The organism is Paenibacillus filicis, assembly GCF_038070315.1.
Taxonomy (GTDB): Bacteria; Bacillota; Bacilli; order Paenibacillales; family NBRC-103111; genus Paenibacillus_G; species Paenibacillus_G filicis.
This window is the reverse complement of the sequence record NZ_JBBPCC010000002.1, coordinates 360,280-377,002: the sequence shown is the minus strand read 5'-3', so window position 1 is coordinate 377,002 and position 16,723 is coordinate 360,280. Positions and strand designations below refer to the sequence as shown.

The 16,723-nt window shown below is 55.1% G+C and carries 14 protein-coding genes; 10 read left to right on the top strand and 4 right to left on the bottom strand.

Annotation, left to right across the window (positions count from 1 at the left end):
- The first annotated feature begins 113 nt into the window (after positions 1–113).
- The 7 genes from WMW72_RS05380 (at position 114) to gyrA (ending at position 9,621) form a co-directional block, all read left to right on the top strand.
- Positions 114–1,574 carry a peptidoglycan DD-metalloendopeptidase family protein gene (locus WMW72_RS05380; RefSeq protein WP_341414588.1) on the top strand — a complete coding sequence of 487 codons (1,461 nt, stop codon included), beginning with the start codon at positions 114–116 and terminating at the stop codon, positions 1,572–1,574.
- A 1-nt stretch (position 1,575) separates the two neighbouring features.
- Positions 1,576–1,869, top strand: coding sequence for a hypothetical protein (locus WMW72_RS05375; RefSeq protein WP_341414391.1), 294 nt, complete (start codon positions 1,576–1,578; stop codon positions 1,867–1,869).
- 290 nt (positions 1,870–2,159) lie between these two features.
- A complete protein-coding gene (locus WMW72_RS05370; RefSeq protein ID WP_341414390.1) occupies positions 2,160–3,140 on the top strand; it encodes a GDSL-type esterase/lipase family protein in 981 nt (326 codons plus the stop codon).
- A 26-nt stretch (positions 3,141–3,166) separates the two neighbouring features.
- A complete protein-coding gene (locus WMW72_RS05365; RefSeq protein WP_341414389.1) occupies positions 3,167–4,144 on the top strand; it encodes an ABC transporter ATP-binding protein in 978 nt (325 codons plus the stop codon).
- On the top strand, positions 4,137–5,129 hold the full coding sequence (locus tag WMW72_RS05360; RefSeq protein ID WP_341414388.1) for an ABC transporter permease: 993 nt from the start codon (positions 4,137–4,139) through the stop codon (positions 5,127–5,129). Before WMW72_RS05365 ends, WMW72_RS05360 begins: the two co-directional genes overlap by 8 nt.
- A 65-nt stretch (positions 5,130–5,194) precedes the next feature.
- Positions 5,195–7,168: a DNA topoisomerase IV subunit B gene (parE, locus tag WMW72_RS05355; RefSeq protein WP_341414387.1), complete on the top strand. Its 1,974-nt coding sequence runs from the start codon at positions 5,195–5,197 to the stop codon at positions 7,166–7,168.
- 14 nt (positions 7,169–7,182) lie between these two features.
- Positions 7,183–9,621: a DNA gyrase subunit A gene (gene gyrA, locus WMW72_RS05350; RefSeq protein WP_341414386.1), complete on the top strand. Its 2,439-nt coding sequence runs from the start codon at positions 7,183–7,185 to the stop codon at positions 9,619–9,621.
- Here the strand turns inward: gyrA and WMW72_RS05345 are convergent.
- Positions 9,618–9,785 (bottom strand): hypothetical protein, encoded by a 168-nt coding sequence (locus WMW72_RS05345; protein ID WP_341414385.1) that lies wholly within the window; start codon positions 9,783–9,785, stop codon positions 9,618–9,620. The genes gyrA and WMW72_RS05345 overlap by 4 nt on opposite strands.
- 196 nt (positions 9,786–9,981) lie before the next feature.
- Here WMW72_RS05345 and WMW72_RS05340 point away from each other — a divergent pair, with 196 nt between their 5' ends.
- Positions 9,982–10,395 carry a MarR family winged helix-turn-helix transcriptional regulator gene (locus WMW72_RS05340; protein WP_341414384.1) on the top strand — a complete coding sequence of 138 codons (414 nt, stop codon included), beginning with the start codon at positions 9,982–9,984 and terminating at the stop codon, positions 10,393–10,395.
- A 79-nt stretch (positions 10,396–10,474) separates the two neighbouring features.
- Here WMW72_RS05340 and WMW72_RS05335 read toward each other — a convergent pair whose 3' ends face one another.
- The 3 genes from WMW72_RS05335 to WMW72_RS05325 all read right to left on the bottom strand — a co-directional run bounded on the left by WMW72_RS05335 (position 10,475) and on the right by WMW72_RS05325 (position 13,403).
- Positions 10,475–11,170, bottom strand: coding sequence for an RluA family pseudouridine synthase (locus tag WMW72_RS05335; protein WP_341414383.1), 696 nt, complete (start codon positions 11,168–11,170; stop codon positions 10,475–10,477).
- A 3-nt stretch (positions 11,171–11,173) separates the two neighbouring features.
- Entirely contained in the window at positions 11,174–12,037 is an 864-nt protein-coding gene (locus WMW72_RS05330; protein ID WP_341414587.1) for a class I SAM-dependent methyltransferase, read from the bottom strand.
- Between the two features lie 223 nt (positions 12,038–12,260).
- Complete coding sequence (locus WMW72_RS05325) at positions 12,261–13,403, bottom strand: peptidylprolyl isomerase (protein WP_341414382.1); 1,143 nt, start codon at positions 13,401–13,403, stop codon at positions 12,261–12,263.
- 212 nt (positions 13,404–13,615) lie between these two features.
- Here WMW72_RS05325 and glgB point away from each other — a divergent pair, with 212 nt between their 5' ends.
- A complete protein-coding gene (gene glgB / locus WMW72_RS05320) occupies positions 13,616–15,559 on the top strand; it encodes a 1,4-alpha-glucan branching protein GlgB (RefSeq protein ID WP_341414586.1) in 1,944 nt (647 codons plus the stop codon).
- Positions 15,552–16,721, top strand: coding sequence for a glucose-1-phosphate adenylyltransferase (locus WMW72_RS05315; RefSeq protein WP_341414381.1), 1,170 nt, complete (start codon positions 15,552–15,554; stop codon positions 16,719–16,721). Before glgB ends, WMW72_RS05315 begins: the two co-directional genes overlap by 8 nt.
- Positions 16,722–16,723: the final 2 nt, after the last annotated feature.

Below are 16,723 nucleotides of genomic sequence, written 5' to 3'. Positions count from 1 at the left end.
TTTTTTTGTCTTATCGGGCCCTTGGGCGTCATATACATGATGAGGTGCGAATAAGCTGCTGCGAGCAGGAGGCCATGCTAGACAATCACAATGAGGGGGTAGTAACGTTGAGGATGCCTTCAAGCAGGTGGAAGAAAACGTTAGGAACCATTCAATGGGTGGCGGCTTTTGCTGTCATCGCAGCTGTTGTGTTGTCGGGGCGTTGGTTTGTCAAAGCGCAGAGCATCAGCAGGTTCGATGTGTTTCTGGACGAACAATGGTTGGGTACGGTGACTGACCCCGATATCGTCAAACAATGGAGGAACGACAAATATCGGGAGATTGAACGCGAGCATGGGCATAGCCGGATCAGCTCCAATTTGGAGAAGCTTCATTTCGTGGACCAAAAGGGTTCCGGCGGCGTGATTGACAACGATGCGGTGCTGGCCATACTGAACCGTACCCTCGTCTACATGTTTTTCGCGACGGAAATACGTATTGACGGGGTCACGGCTGGTTATGTCAAGGATATGGGGACGGCAGCTGAGCTTCTGGAGCAGATCAAATCCCCTTATATACCTGCGGCGATGACAGATTCAGGTCAAGGGGAAGCGTTTGCCAGGGAAGGTACGAAGCGCAAAGATGCGCGAATCCTTTCCGCCGAAGGGGATGAAGCTCCTGCAATAAGAGATTCTGTAGAATTAACGGCTTCTTTCGTCCAGGATGTCAGCCTGGTCGAGACGGTTGTCCAACCGGGCAAGATCGAATCACCGTCGGCTATTCTGGAGCGGATCATAGCCGGACGGGAGCAGGCCCGCACGTATACGGTACTGGCCGGAGACTGCTTGTCCGTCATTGCCCGGAATCACGATATAGCGCTGGAGACGCTGCGTGCGAATAATCCACAGGTGAAAGGCGATCTTATCCGCATCGGCCAGAAGCTGCAGATTACCGTGCAGCAGCCGCTATTGACGGTAAGGACGGTCGAGCTGATCACCGAGCGGACGAAGGTGCCCAGCGGAGTCGTCTATCAGAAGGACGATACGCTGGCCTCCGGGGTCATTCAGATTGTAGCTCAGGGGAAGTCCGGCCTGAAGAACGTGACGATCCAGTCCGTAAAAGTCAACGGTGTGCTCATGGAGGAAAAAGCTGTGGCTGAAGAGCTGCTGGAAGAGCCTGTGCAAACGATAGTTAAGCAAGGCACAAAGAAAATGTCCGGCTCCGGCACAGGTAAATTCGCTATGCCCGTGCTGCGCGGGGAAGTCACGAGCGATTTCGGCTTGCGTTGGGGCAAAACGCATAATGGCACTGACTTTGTATCCGAACAGCGCAGCATCATGGCGTCGGATGGAGGCTCCGTTTCCTTCGCCGGGTGGAAAAGCGGCTATGGAAACTGCATTATCATCGATCATAAAAACGGCTATGAAACGTTATACGGACACTTGAGCAAGCTTCACGTCAAAGAAGGGGACGCCGTTTCCAAAGGCGAGAAAATTGGCATCATGGGCAGTACTGGCAACTCGACAGGTGTTCATCTTCACTTCGAAATTATCCGCGACGGCGCTCAGCAGAATCCCTTGAAGTACTTGAGTTAAAGTGTGGTTGGATTGGCATCCGCAGCCGGAGGGGCATAACAAAAAAGAAGAGCGCGAAGTACGAATGACTTGTTTTCGGATGCTGCTTCGTCTAAGCAAAAAGCTGGACGAAGCCAGGTTAGCCCGGGTTATGTCTATAGCAGTTATGTATGTTGAACTCGATAAAGATGAGGAACAAGCGATGCTGCAGGAGTTTCGAGAACAATTCCCGGAGGAAGGTGAAGAGTTTATGGAGCTAAGACCGGTATGGCAAAAATGGGCGTACGAGGAAGGCATGGAGAAGGGGATAGAGTGAATGCTGCAAAAAGGCTTCACGCCAGAGGAAGTCGCCGAAACGTTCGAACTGCCTACGAACAAGGTCCGCAGGATGGCTGCAAGAAAAAATGGACATGGATGGCCCGTACCGGGGATATCGGATTTGGGCTTACAATTTATAGGACATGCCGGGTCAAGCTCCCGACATGTCCTTTTTGCGTAGGCTGGCGGCCTGAACGGCTATGAATTTGCAAATCCTACCCTGAAACGCTACTCTAAAATGTATAGCAAATACTGAGAAGTGCAGACAACAGGATAGGGGGACGGGAAATGAGCTCTACGCGCTGGATGTGGCGTACGGTTGGATTGGGCGCTTTGGCATCGACACTTATCTGTGCGGGAGGCTTCGCCTATGCGGTGAACCGGATTATGTATCCCCCGGCAGGCTCCTTCAATAACGGCGTTGTGACGCCGGCTCCGGGTGAGCCAGCACCGGTCGAAACCGAGCCGGGCAGCGGTGCAGCAGGTCTCGATTGGACATCGAAGTCCCAGATCCGTATTGTGGCCTGGGGAGATTCACTCACGGCAGGTACAGGTGATCTGACGGGAAAAGGCTACGTCCGCGGAGTCCGGGACAGGTTGGAGAAGCAGTTGGACAAGCCGGTATTCGTGTATAATAATTTCGCAATTCCCGGTTATCGGACAAGCGATCTGCTTAAGGACTGGGAGGCTAAGGCGGACATCGCCAAGTCGATGGGTGAAGCCGACCTGATCCTGCTGACGGCCGGAGGAAACGACTTGTTTTTGGGCGGACAAGGCTTATTTACCCAAGGACAGACAGCGGCAGGACAGTCGCAAGCAAGCGGACAAACAGACGGAGCAGGTCAGCCTGCGCAAGTGGAGGCCGGGACCGGCAAGCAGGGCGGGCAAAGTCCGCAGGCTTCGGGAGGCATCGAATTCGGCGAGGGCTTCAATCCTCAGGCGGCGGCAGACCGGATTCCGGAAGCAGCCAAGCGGCTGGAGGAGCTGTTCGATAAAGTCAGCAAGGCGAATCCGAAGGCTCGTGTTCTATATATCGGCTTGTACCATCCTTTCCTTGACCTGGATCCGGACCGGACCGGTGCGCCGATTGTGCAGCGCTGGAATACGGCAGCCTTCGAGATCGCCAGCCGCTATCCGAACATTACCGTCGTCCCTACGTACGACTTGTTCGAGCTGCAGGGGACGAGATTTTTGTACACGGATCACTTTCATCCGAATCAGCAGGGCTATGAGCGGATTGCAGACCGGATTGCACAAATTTTGCAATGACAGCTGGAGAGAAGGGGGAGAGCGGCATGGAGCAAGCGGAAAGGAAAGGAAGAGACGCTGACATCGTGCTGTCGGTCCAGGGCTTGAAGAAACGGATCGGCAAGCGCCAGATTATCCAGGGGATTACGTTCGACGTGCGCGCAGGCGAGATTTTCGGCTTCCTGGGTCCCAACGGCGCAGGGAAAACGACGACGATACGCATGCTTGTCGGACTCATCGCGCCGACAGAGGGCTCGATACACGTCTGCGGGTACGACGTATTCAAGCAGCATGAACAGGCGCTGCAATATGTTGGCTGTATTGTCGAAAACCCCGAGCTTTATCCTTACTTGACCGGATGGGAGAACCTGGAGCAATTCGCCCGCATGCTGCCGGGGGTCGGTCAGCGCAGAATCCATGAGGTCGTGGAGATCGTCGGGATGGATGCCCGGATTCATGACAAGGTGAAGACGTATTCACTTGGCATGCGGCAGCGTCTCGGCATCGCCCAGGCGCTGCTGAACGATCCGAAGCTGCTGATCCTCGATGAGCCGACCAACGGCCTCGATCCGCAGGGGATCAAGGAATTGAGGGAGTTTATCCGCAGGCTGTCCGAGACCGGACTCAGCCTGTTCGTATCCAGCCATCTGCTGAGCGAAATTCAGCAGCTATGCGACCGGGTGGCGATCATCAGCCGGGGCGAGGTCATACAGGTCGGGGAAGTGGAAGCTCTCGTCGACCAGAAGCAGACGACGGTGGTCTGGACGGTAAGTCCGCCGGAGACCGCGCTTCAGGTGCTTCAGGCATCACCTTATGCTGAGGGCCAGGGGATGTCTGTGGATGAGAGCCTTGCTGAAGCCGGAACCCCGGCGGCTCGGATCATCGTGCAGCTGCCGGATGAGGCTATTCCACTGCTCACCCGCCAGTTGGTGGAGGCCGGGGTGGAACTGCATGGCATCGAGCGGAAAAATCCGACCCTCGAAGATTTATTTTTGCTGCTGACGGAGGGTGAGCGAATTGGCTAGCATGTACAATCTGGTGATGAATGAAAGCATCAAAATGGTCAAGAAAAAACGGCTGCTCGTCGTTCTGCTTATCCTGGCGGCAATCATCCCGATGTTTACTTACGCGCAGATGAAAGTATCGCAAAATACGCTCAAGCAGTTCGGTACGACCGACTGGAGAGCGGAGCAGCGCCAGAAGATTACGGATTACACGCGGAGGATGAGCAGCGCCCGAATGCCGGAGGAATGGAAGCAGCGTGTGCAGGTTGAAGTCAAGATCGCACAGTACTATCTGGATAAAGATGTGAATCCCGCTTCGCCGAATGGGGTAACCTTTACAGTAGAATTCATGCAGAATGCCGTCGGCCTGTTCATTCCGCTGATGGTCATGGTGATCGCAGCCGATATGGTATCGGGCGAGCATACGGGCGGCACCATCAAGCTGCTCTTGACGAGGCCTGTTCCCCGGCGCAGAATATTGCTCAGCAAGCTGATCAGCCTCGTGCTTTTCACCTCCGTTATCGTGGCGGCTACTGCGCTGCTAAGCTATCTGATCTCCGGTCTATTCTTCGGCTACGGGGGATGGGATTTGCCGAAGCTGATGGGCTTCACCGTTGCGGGAGGCGACGTTGATTTCTCCCGGGTACATGTTGTCGATCAGTGGTTTTATCTGCTGCTGGTGCTGGGTCTGGTCTGGTTTGCAGCCGTCTCCGTGGCATTGATGACGCTGATGGTGTCGGTGCTCGTGCGGTCGACGGCAGCGGGTATGGGGGTTATGCTGGCCGTCCTGATTTCAGGCACGATCCTGACCAATATGGTATCCTCGTGGGAGACGGCCAAGTACTTGTTTATGGTCAATCTGGACCTGACCAAATACTTGACAGGGGCCCTTCCCCCGATCAAAGGAATGGATTTGCCGTTCTCGCTGACCGTCTTAACTGTCTGGGTCCTGGTGTCGGTCATCGTGTCTTTTACCGTATTTACGAAAAAAGATGTGTTGAACTAATCCGTTCAAATGTTATAATGCATCATAGTTGAATGGTTGACTTAACAGGTTTTAGGAGGCTTTCGATGACGGATCAACTCGATTTGGTTGAAAATACGACAGCGGCGGCAGCCGATTATGGAGCGGACGATATTCAGGTGCTTGAAGGGCTTGTCGCTGTACGCAAGCGGCCGGGGATGTATATCGGCAGCACCAGCTCGTCCGGCTTGCACCATCTTGTCTGGGAGATCGTGGATAATGCGGTGGATGAGCATCTCGCCAAGCATTGCTCGCAAATCGACGTAACGATTCATAAGGACAACGCCGTAACGGTTCAGGATAACGGACGCGGCATTCCGACAGGCATGCATAAGACTGGTGTCCCGACTCCGCAGGTTGTCTTTACGATGCTGCATGCAGGGGGCAAGTTCGGCGGCGGGGGATACAAGAAATCCGGAGGCCTTCATGGCGTCGGAGCTTCAGTCACCAATGCGCTGTCCGAATGGCTGGAGGTTGAAATTTACCGCGAGGGCAAGGTTCACCGCCAGCGGTTCGAATATTGGGTCGATGAAGCGGGCAAGGAACATGTGGGAGAGCCCGTGACCGGGTTGCAGGTCATTGGAAATACCCGCAAAACCGGCTCTAAAATTACGTTCAAGCCGGATAAACGCGTTTTCCAGGCCGGGACGACGATCAATTACGATACGCTTGCCGAACGGCTGCAGGAGATCGCATTTCTAAACTCTGGGCTGAAGGTGACGTTAACCGATCAGCGCAGCGATAAGCAAGATGCATTCGAGTATGCGGGCGGAGCCAGTCAGTTCGTTCAGTTCCTGAACGAGGACAAAAGCGTGCTGCATGACGTGATTCACTTCTCCTCGGACAAAGATGACATCGAGGTTGAAGTCGCGCTGCAGTACAATGACGGCTATACGGAAACGATCGTTTCATTCGTCAACTCGATTCCTACCCGTGGTGGCGGCACACACGAAACCGGATTCAAAACGGCGTATACGCGTGTGATGAATGAATACGCCCGGAAGACAGGGCTTCTCAAGGAAAAAGAAAAGAATCTGGACGGCCAGGATCTCCGCGAAGGACTGATGGCTGTCATCAACATCAAGATGGGCGAGGTCGAATTCGTCGGTCAGACGAAGGACCAACTCGGCAGCGCCTCAGCGCGCAGCGCGGTGGATTCGATTGTCTCCGACAAAATGGCCGTATTCCTGGAAGAAAATCCGCAGACGGCGCAGATGGTTATGAAGAAGGCGATCCAGTCGGCCAAAGCGCGCGAAGCTGCACGTAAAGCGCGGGAAGAGATCCGTAGCGGCAAGAAGGGCAAGAGCGAGAGCTCGAACCTGGGCGGCAAGCTGACGCCCGCCCAGTCCAAGGATTCCAGCCGCAACGAGCTGTTCATCGTGGAAGGTGATTCCGCCGGCGGCTCGGCCAAGCAGGGTCGGGACTCCAAGTACCAGGCGATATTGCCGCTCAAGGGCAAACCGATGAATCCGGAAAAGTCCAAGCTGCTCGACATCATGAAGAACGACGAGTACAAGGCGATTATTTCTGCCATAGGAGCGGGAGTAGGGCCGGAGTTCGAGGTTTCAGAGTGCAATTATGCCAAAATTATCATTATGACCGATGCCGATACGGACGGCGCTCATATCCAGGTTCTACTGCTTACCTTCTTTTACCGGTATATGAAGCCACTGATCGATACAGGGCGTATCTATATTGCCCAGCCGCCGCTCTTCAAGGTAACCAAGAAGGCCGGGAAGTCGAGCACCGTGAGTTATGCCTGGACCGACGAGCAGCTTCAGGAGTTGACCCGCAAGCTGGGTAAAAATCTAGAGCTCCAGCGCTACAAGGGACTGGGCGAGATGAATCCGGACCAGCTGTGGGAAACGACGATGGACCCGGCAACGCGGACCTTGCTGCAGGTGCAGATCGACGATGCTGCCAAGGCCGAGCGGCGTGTGTCGACGCTGATGGGCGATAAGGTCGATCCACGCAAGCGCTGGATCATCGAGAATGTAGACTTCACCGAATATGAAGAGTAAGCGGGGGGCCAAAAGTGAGTATAGATGAGAAATATTTGCCGGCCTTTCTGGAAGAGGTTGTAGGGGACCGTTTCGGCCGGTATTCCAAATACATTATTCAAGACCGCGCGATTCCCGATGTGCGCGACGGACTGAAGCCCGTGCAGCGGCGTATCCTCTACGCCATGTACGACGCGGGCAATACGCCGGATAAGCCGTACCGCAAGTCGGCGAAAACGGTCGGCGATGTGATGGGTAACTACCATCCGCATGGAGATGCTTCGATCTACGAGGGCATGGTGCGGATGGCTCAGCCCTGGAAGATGGGGCATCCGCTCGTCGACGGTCACGGCAACTGGGGCTCGATGGATGACGACCCGGCTGCCGCGATGCGGTATACCGAGGCACGCTTGTCCGAGATCGCACTCGAGCTGCTTCGTGACATCGAGAAACGGACCGTGCAGTTCAAAGACAATTTTGATAATACGACCAAGGAGCCGGTTGTGCTCCCGGCACGCTTCCCGAATCTGCTGGTGAACGGAGTCAGCGGGATCTCGTCCGGCTTTGCAACGGAAATTCCGCCTCATAATCTGCGCGAGGTCATCGATGCATGCATCGCTTTGATCGACCGTCCGGATAGCACGCTGGAAGAGATGATGACCGTTGTCAAAGGTCCTGATTTTCCGACGGGCGGTATTATCATGGGTTCGGAGGGCATCCGCGATGCTTATAGGACCGGGCGCGGGCGTATCTATTTGCGGTCCAAAACCGCGATCGAGGATATGCGCGGTGGCAGACAGCAGATTGTGATCACGGAAATTCCTTATCAGGTCGTCAAGTCGCGTCTGGTGACGGCGATGGAAAATATCCGCCTTGAGAAGAAGATCGAAGGGATCGCCGAGGTGCGAGACGAGAGCGGCCGTGAGGGGCTGCGCATCGTGATCGAGCTGAAGAAAGAGGCGGATGCACAGGGTGTACTTGCTTATCTGCTCAAGAAGACGGATTTGCAGGTGGCTTACAGCTTCAATATGGTTGCCATCGTCAATAAGGCTCCGAAGCAGCTCGGACTGCTGGATATGCTCCAGGCCTATATTGCCCACCAGAAGGAAGTCGTGACCTTCCGTTCGCGTTATGAGCTGGAGAAGGCGGAGGACCGGGCCCATGTGCTCGAGGGTCTGGTCAAGGCGCTTAATATTTTGGACGAAGTCATCGCCACGATTAAGGCTTCGAAGAACCGGCATGACGCCCAGAATAACCTGGTGGCCCAGTACGGCTTCACCGAGCGCCAGGCGGACGCGATTCTGACGCTCCAATTGTACCGTCTGACCAATCTGGAGATCCATTCGCTGGAGAAGGATCTCAAGGATATTCAGAAGACCATCGCCTATCTGCAAGGGATTTTGGGCAGCGAGAAGAAGCTGCTCGCCGTCATCAAGGACGAAATCTCGCAGATTCGAGATAAGTACGCGATTGCCCGCCGCTCCAGCATCCAGGATGAGATTGAGGAATTGAAGGTCAACCTCCAGGTGATGGTTACGGCGGAGGATGTCTTCGTCACGCTATCGAACGAAGGCTATATTAAGCGGACTGGTAAGCTGAGCTTCATCCGCTCCGGCGGAGAGATTGACAAGACCGGTCTGAAGGAAGGCGATTATCTGCGGCATCTGCTCGATGTCAACACGCTGGATAATCTGCTGATTTTCACGCAGAAGGGCCAATATTTCCTGCTGCCGGTGCATCAGATTCCAGAGTACAAGTGGAAGGACAACGGGACGGCGATCGTCAACGTGATCCCGATTCCGAAGGACGACCGGATCATCCATGTGATCCCGGTGAAGGACTTCGAGGAAGCCGGCAAGTCGCTGCTCTTCGTCACCCGTAAGGGTCAGGTGAAGCGTACAGATCTGAAGGAATATGCGACCAATCGCTCTAGCGGTATCGTCGCCTGCAAGGTAGGCGACCAGGATGCAGTCATGAACGTGCTGCTCAGCTCGGGCCAGTCGGATCTACTGCTTGTAACCAAGCAGGCGATGGCCATCCGCTTCAAGGAAGAGGAGGTCAATCCGATGGGACGTGCTGCAGCCGGCGTGCGCGGAATCGTGCTGAAGGATGACGACGAGGTCGTATCGGCTGAGCTGATCGAAGGCTATGAGGGCGAAGTCGTCGTCGTGACGGATCTCGGCTATGCCAAGCGCTCGCTCGTGGCGGATTATCCACTGCAGGGACGAGGCGGCAAAGGAATTATTACGTTCGAGTTTAAGGAAGGCAAGGGCGTGAAGCCGAACGGCGCATCATTGCGCGGCGCCTTTACGGTCAAGGAGCCGTTCGAGGTCACCGTAATTCTCAGCAATGGAGAGAAGGCGGCATTTTCGACGGAACTGACGCCTCTGGAGGACCGCAAGTCGAAAGGTAAGCTGCTCGTACCGGCTGCCAGCAAGACGAACGGCGTTGTCGATCTGTTGAAATTTACTTAATCGTAGCTCGTGTAGGACGGCTCCTGCCGTTCCATGAGCTCCAGCATCAGCTCCAACACGGCCCACATCGGCATCGGATCGTCCAGACGATCGAGCCAGTGTGGGTCTTTGATGATGCCTTTTTCCAGCGCGGTTTCCCCGATTTTTTGCTTCCAGTCCTCCACGTGATCCACCCCTTTTACACGAAATGACAAGCTGCGCCGCTAGGCGAATATCCCTGCCTGCAATATATGTTGAAGCTCGTCAAAAGGTACCTCATTTTATCGTTTGATGTCTTAAAATATTTATGTCATTAACCTTTAAATGGACAAGAAGGAATGCTATAATTAGGGAAACGATAGGATCCCGGGAGTGATGGCTATGGTAACTCAGGATTTCGCCAAACTGTGGTGGAAATTATCCAAGGACTTACGCACACATATGGAGACAGAGCTGTCGCCGGGGCTGACGGAAGGGCAGCTGACCGTATTGGAGCTATTGATGCGAGCGGACTCTCCCAGGATGAAGCCGTCGGACTTCATTGAATATTTGACGACGACGCCTGCGGCCATCACGACCTTGTTGGACCGGATGGAGAAGAACGGCCTGATCTCCCGGGAGCGGGACGCGAAGGACCGGCGCATTGTCTGGGTGCAGACTACCGAGCTGGGTCAATCCGAGTGCGCCAGAGGATTGGGAATCCGGGAGCAATTTTTACAGCAGTATTTGGGACGGATTTCCTCCCACAATCAGCAATTACTCGTTTACTTGCTCGGCAAGGTTGCCAACGCCTAGAAACGGGCACCTCCATAGCCCATGAGAAAGAGCCTGCGGTCCGAAGTACGGACTGCAGGCTCTTTCTCTCTCATGTAGATCAGCTATGCTTCTCCCACAGCAGCCACGGATAAGCCGCAGGGGGCTCGGAGTGGAAGCGCAGCAGCTCCTTGCTAACGGGATGCTCGAAGCTGAGCGAGGTTGACCAGAGGGCGATTTGCTGTCCAGGCACGGCCAGCGGGCCTCCGTAGCGCTGGTCGCCGACAAGCGGACAGCCGATGGTGGCGAATTGCACACGGATCTGGTGCGGCCGGCCGGTGTGCAGCTCCACCTCGACCAGAGACAAGCCTTCCTGTGAGGATAGGACACGGTAGTCCAGGATGGCTTCCTTGGCACCGGGGAGGTTTGCCTTCACCACGGCCACCATGTTCGTGCGCGCGTCCTTCAGCAAGTGATGTCGCAGGGTCCCGGAGGCCGGTGAAGGCTTGCCGTGGACGACAGCCCGATACTGCTTACCGATCGCGCGCGTGCGTACGGCATCGGACAGCCGGGAGGCGGCCTTCGACGTCTTGGCGAACACCATGACGCCGCCGACCGGCCGGTCCAGCCTGTGAACGAGACCGAGGAAGACATTGCCGGGCTTGCCGTGGCGGTGCTTCAGATCCGCCTTGATCAGCGTCAGCAGATCAGGGTCCCGCGAATCGTCTTCCTGGGTAGGGACATTGGGCGGCTTGACCACGACAATCACATGATTGTCCTCATACAGCACCGGTATGGACGGAACGCCTCCCGCCATAGGCTAGGCCTCCCAGCGGCCCAGGATACCGCATGGCAGCGTTAACTGCGAAGCCGTAATCGGCAGACCGATCTCACCGCATGTAATCGTGCCGCCATACGTGCGGCCAAGCGACAGCGACAGCACGTTCTTGAGCACAGTGGCGGAGATGCCGGTCGTGTAGGAGTTGATCAGCATGAACAGCGGCTTGTCCGTCATGATGCTCATGCAGGACTCGACGAACGGGTACAGATTCGTCTCCAGCTTCCAGGTTTCACCGTTCGGCCCGCGCCCGTAGGAAGGCGGGTCCATGATGATGGCGTCGTACTTGCTGCCCCGGCGCTGCTCGCGCTGTACAAATTTAAACACATCATCGGTAATTAAACGTACGGGCTTGTCGCCCAGGCCTGACAGCTGGAGATTTTCCTTTGCCCAGGTCACGACCCCCTTGGAGGCATCGACATGGCAGACCTCTGCGCCTGCATAGGCGCAAGCCACTGACGCGCCGCCTGTATATCCGAACAGATTCAACACGCGAATTTTGCGGCCCGCCCCTTGAATTTTATCGATCATCCAGCCCCAGTTGACCGCCTGCTCCGGGAACAAGCCCGTATGCTTGAAGCTGGTCGGCTTGATATGGAAGGAGAGATCCCGATAGCCGATCGTCCAGCGCTCAGGCAATTGCTGCTTGTACTCCCATTGCCCGCCGCCACTTGAGCTGCGGTGATAGTGGGCATCCGCTTTACGCCAATCTCCGTTTTCTTTGGCAATCGGCCAGATGATTTGCGGATCCGGCCTGCGCAGAATAATATTGCCCCAGCGCTCCAGCTTGTCCCCGTCGCCCGTATCCAGTAGTTCGTAATCTTTCCAATCGGTAGCTGCAAACATGCGTTCAGTCCATCCTTCTTCTGTTCTCTTATTCATGTACGTTGGGTCGAAGCCGGGTAAGGGCTGATCCAATCGTAGCCATTCTATCTATTTTACATGAATTCCGCTGCCGATTCCAGCCTTTTCCCCACAGCATATCCGGATCGGCATGACAAAAAACGCCGCGGATGGATACATCCGGACGTTCTTTGTTAGGCTTCACCCGGTCATGGACCGGCGGCCGTTACTCAGGCAGATCGATCTTCTGGATCAATCCCGGCAGCTCCTTGGAAATGAAGTTGCTATAAGCATCGCCAAGCGCCTCGGCCAGCAAGGTCTCTTTCTCCTGCTCGAAGCTCAGCACACCGCGTGATTCAACCCGGATGATATGGTAGCCGAAAGTCGTTTCCACAGGATCGGAGATGGCATCCAGGCTCAGCTCCTTGGTTGCTTTCTTGAATGGCTCCACCCACTGGTTGATCGGGGCATCCTTATACAGCCCTCCGTTGTCCTTGGAGCCTGGATCTTCCGATTCCTGCTTGGCAAGCTCGGCGAAATTCGCTCCGCTGCGGAGCTTGTTCGCGATTTGCTGGGCCTTAGCCTTCGCTTCCTCCTTGGTGCGCTCCTTACCCTGTGCGTCCTCGAAGCCGATCAGAATATGACGGACGGTAGCGATATGGAGATCACCACTGGCAGCCCGTTCGTCATAGCTTGCCTTTAGCTTTTCCTCGGGGATAGAGGCGGTGAGAGCTTTGCGGGCGAATACGAGCTGCTCCACGAAGGCATGGAAATCCTTCTCGCTTAAGCCTTGTTCGGCGAGTCTGGTATTCAGGTCTGCGGCTGTACGGCTTGAGCTGGCAAACTCCGTTTGGAAGAAGGCGATTTCCTTCTCAACGTCGGCGGCGGCAGCCGTTTTGCCCGCTTCATCGAGCCGGGACGACAGAACCCGCTGCACGATCATTTCCTCCAGCAGGTATTGCTGGTACTCGTGACTCTCGGCATGCTCTTCCGATGCATAGCCGAACGCACGGTCCAGCGCCATCCGGGTTTGGAGCTCGCCCTGCGTAATTTGTCCGTCCTTAAACAACGCGACCGGATGATTCATCTCTATGCGCTTGCCGACCCAGACTGTACCGGTGTCTTCGTCGAAGTTCACTTCCTTGCCGAGAGCTTCGCTGACGAACCGCAGCGGTACATACGTCGTGCCGTTATGGATGAATCCAGGACCGCCCTGATCGGCTGTAGGCGCTTTCTCAATACCATCAAACTTAAATTTCAAATCTCGGAAAAAGACCTCTATCTGTGTACCGCTGGCGTAAGCGACACTGCCGGTCAGCAAGGCGCCGAGCGATAGTCCGAGCACCAGACCTTTGAATTTGTCGTTCATTCTCATCATCCTTTCTTGGATACAGCCTGTTGCATTCGCCTACTCTATATTCCACGGAATGGCCTGAAATCCTGCCGGGCGGAGGCTTTATCTCTGCGAAAACAAAATTCAATAAGTTTTTACAGGAGCCGGAGAGGATTTTGCGTCGGTCGTGTAGTATTTGTGTAATAGTGGCAGAATACAAAAAAATAAAGGGGGATGTCTGCAACGTGATGAGTGTGATCCCCGGTCCCGAGGAGCTGTATTTGTTTCATGAGGGCAACCTGCACCGAAGCTACCGGATGCTGGGTGCGCATCCCGCGGAAGAAGAAGGCATCGCGGGCGTGCGTTTTGCGCTCTGGGCTCCGCACGCGAAGGAAGTTCGCGTAGTAGGTGATTTTAACGATTGGAACGGCAGCCGCCATCCTCTGCTTAAGCGGAGCGTATGGGGGGTCTGGTCCGTGTTTGTCCCTGGCGTGAGCACGGGAGAATACTACAAGTACGAAATCCTCACTCAAGACAACACCTTATTGTACAAAGCAGATCCTTATGCGTTCTGGTCCGAGCTCAAGCCTGGAACGGCTTCTCGGGTCTTCGAGCTGGAAGGCTTCGCCTGGTCCGATCAGGAATGGCGGGACAGCCAAGGATCTCGATCCGTGTACGAATCCCCACTAAACATTTATGAAGTTCATCTCGGAACGTGGAAGAAGAAGCCAGACGGCTCTTATCTGAGTTATCGGGAGCTTGCTGAGGAGCTTATTCCCTATGTCAAAGAGATGGGTTACACCCATCTGGAGCTGCTGCCCCTGGCCGAGCATCCGTATGACCGGTCGTGGGGGTATCAGGCCACCGGGTATTTTTCCGTAACCAGCCGTTTCGGAACGCCCCATGATTTTATGTACTTCGTCGATTGCTGCCATCGTGCAGGTCTCGGCGTCATTATGGACTGGGTACCAGGCCATTTCGTCAAGGACGAGCATGGCTTGCGCCGGTTTGATGGAAGAGCGCTGTATGAGCACGAGGACCCGAACCTGGCCGAAAAGCCGGAGTGGGGAACACTTTCCTTTGACTTCTCCAAACGGGAGGTCGTCAATTATCTCATCTCGAATGCTTTGTTTTGGATGGACGTTTATCATATCGACGGGCTGCGCGTGGATGCCGTAGCCAGTCTCTTATACTTGAATTTCGGCAAGCCCCGTGACATGTGGGTGAAGAACCGGTACGGCAATGAGGAGAACCTGGAAGCGATCGAACTCATCAAGAAGCTGAACCAGACGGTATTCAGCTATCATCCGGGTGCGCTCATGATGGCCGAGGATTCATCCGCTTGGCCGCTTGTGACCGCTCCGGTGCATGAGGGAGGGCTTGGGTTCAACTATAAGTGGAACATGGGCTGGATGAACGATATGCTGAAGTATATGGAGACCGATCCGTACTTCCGTGGCGGGAGCCATAGGCTGCTGACGTTCAGCTTCATGTACGCCTTCTCCGAGAATTATGTGCTGCCGCTTTCCCATGACGAGGTGGTGCATGGCAAGAAATCGCTGCTGAACAAGATGCCGGGTGATTACTGGCAGAAGTTCGCCAATCTCCGGGCGCTCTTCGGCTATATGATGGGGCATCCGGGAAAAAAACTGCTGTTCATGGGAGGAGAATTCGGGCAGTTTGACGAATGGAAGGATCTGGAGGATCTGGACTGGGAAATGCTCGAATATGACAGTCACCGCAGCATGCAGCGTTTTGTCCGTGAGTTGAACCAGCTGTATCTGAGAGAGCCGGCACTATGGGAGCTGGATCATCATCCTGGCGGCTTCGAGTGGATCGACCCGCATGATGCGGGCCAGAGCGTCACAAGCTTCCTGCGGCGTTCTAGCGATCCTGAGAACTTGCTAGTCATCGTGACGAATTTTACACCCGTGTATCATGAGCAATACCGGATCGGTGTTCCGTTCTCAGGAGAGTACGTCGAGCTGTTCAATGGAGATGCCGGTGAGTATGGAGGTTCGGGCAAGCTCAATGGAGGAAAGCTCAGGACCGAGGGGATCCCGTGGCATGAGCGCCCGGACAGCCTGCATGTGTCTCTGCCGCCGCTCGCGACGGTCATATTCAAACCGATTCAGATTGTCAAACCGAAGGCAACGATAGCGAAGCGAGGAAGGGGCAAAGCCGATGCGTAAAAAAGAGTGCGTCGCCATGCTGTTGGCGGGAGGCGAAGGAAGACGGTTAGGTGTACTGACCAAGCAATTGGCCAAGCCTGCGGTTCATTTTGGAGGCAAATACCGGATCATCGATTTTACACTCAGCAATTGCACCAATTCCGGCATTGACACGGTTGGGGTGCTGACCCAATATCAGCCGCTGGTGCTCAATACGTATATCGGCATCGGCACGCCATGGGATCTCGACCGCAAGCACGGCGGGGTTACCGTGCTCCCTCCCTATATGGAACAAAGCGGCGGGGACTGGTACAAAGGGACGGCCAATGCGATCTACCGCAACATTCCGTTCATCGACCAGTATGATCCGGAGTACGTGCTCGTCATCTCAGGCGACCATATCTACAAGATGGACTATGATCTGATGCTGGACTTCCACAAGAAAAATGATGCCGACGCCACCATCGCCGTCATTGAGGTCAAATGGGAGGAAGCGAGTCGCTTCGGCCTGATGAGCATCGACGAAGAGCGCCGGATCACGGAGTTTGCTGAGAAGCCCAAGGAGCCGAAGAGCAATCTGGCTTCGATGGGGATCTATATTTTCAACTGGAAGGCGCTCAAGGAATATTTGATCAAGGACGAGGAAGATCCAGCTTCCAGCAAGGACTTCGGCAAAGACCTGATCCCGCATATGCTGCGCGACGACCGGAAGATGTTCGCCTACCCGTTCAAGGGCTACTGGAAGGATGTCGGAACGATCGAAAGCTTGTGGGAAGCGAATATGGATTTGCTGGAGGATGAGCCCGAGTTCGATCTCAATGACCGCGAATGGCGAATGTACTCGGTCACCCCGTTCCAGCCTGGACAATATATCGCGCCGACTGCACAGGTCAAGCGCTCGCTCGTCAATGAGGGCTGCGCGGTGTTCGGAGAAGTCGATCATTCGGTGCTGTTCTACGGCGTTCAGGTCGGCGAGGGCAGTGTGGTACGCGATTCCGTCATTATGCCCAATGTACGGATAGGCAATCACGTTACGATCCATAAAGCGATTATCGGGGACGGCACTGTCATCGAGGATGGCAGTGTCATCGGCAGCCCGGACGGAGACGGCGATCAGGAAATCATTCTGATCGGCAGCAATGAGCATATCAGCACGGCCAATACGTCTTCGGTGAAAGGGTGAGC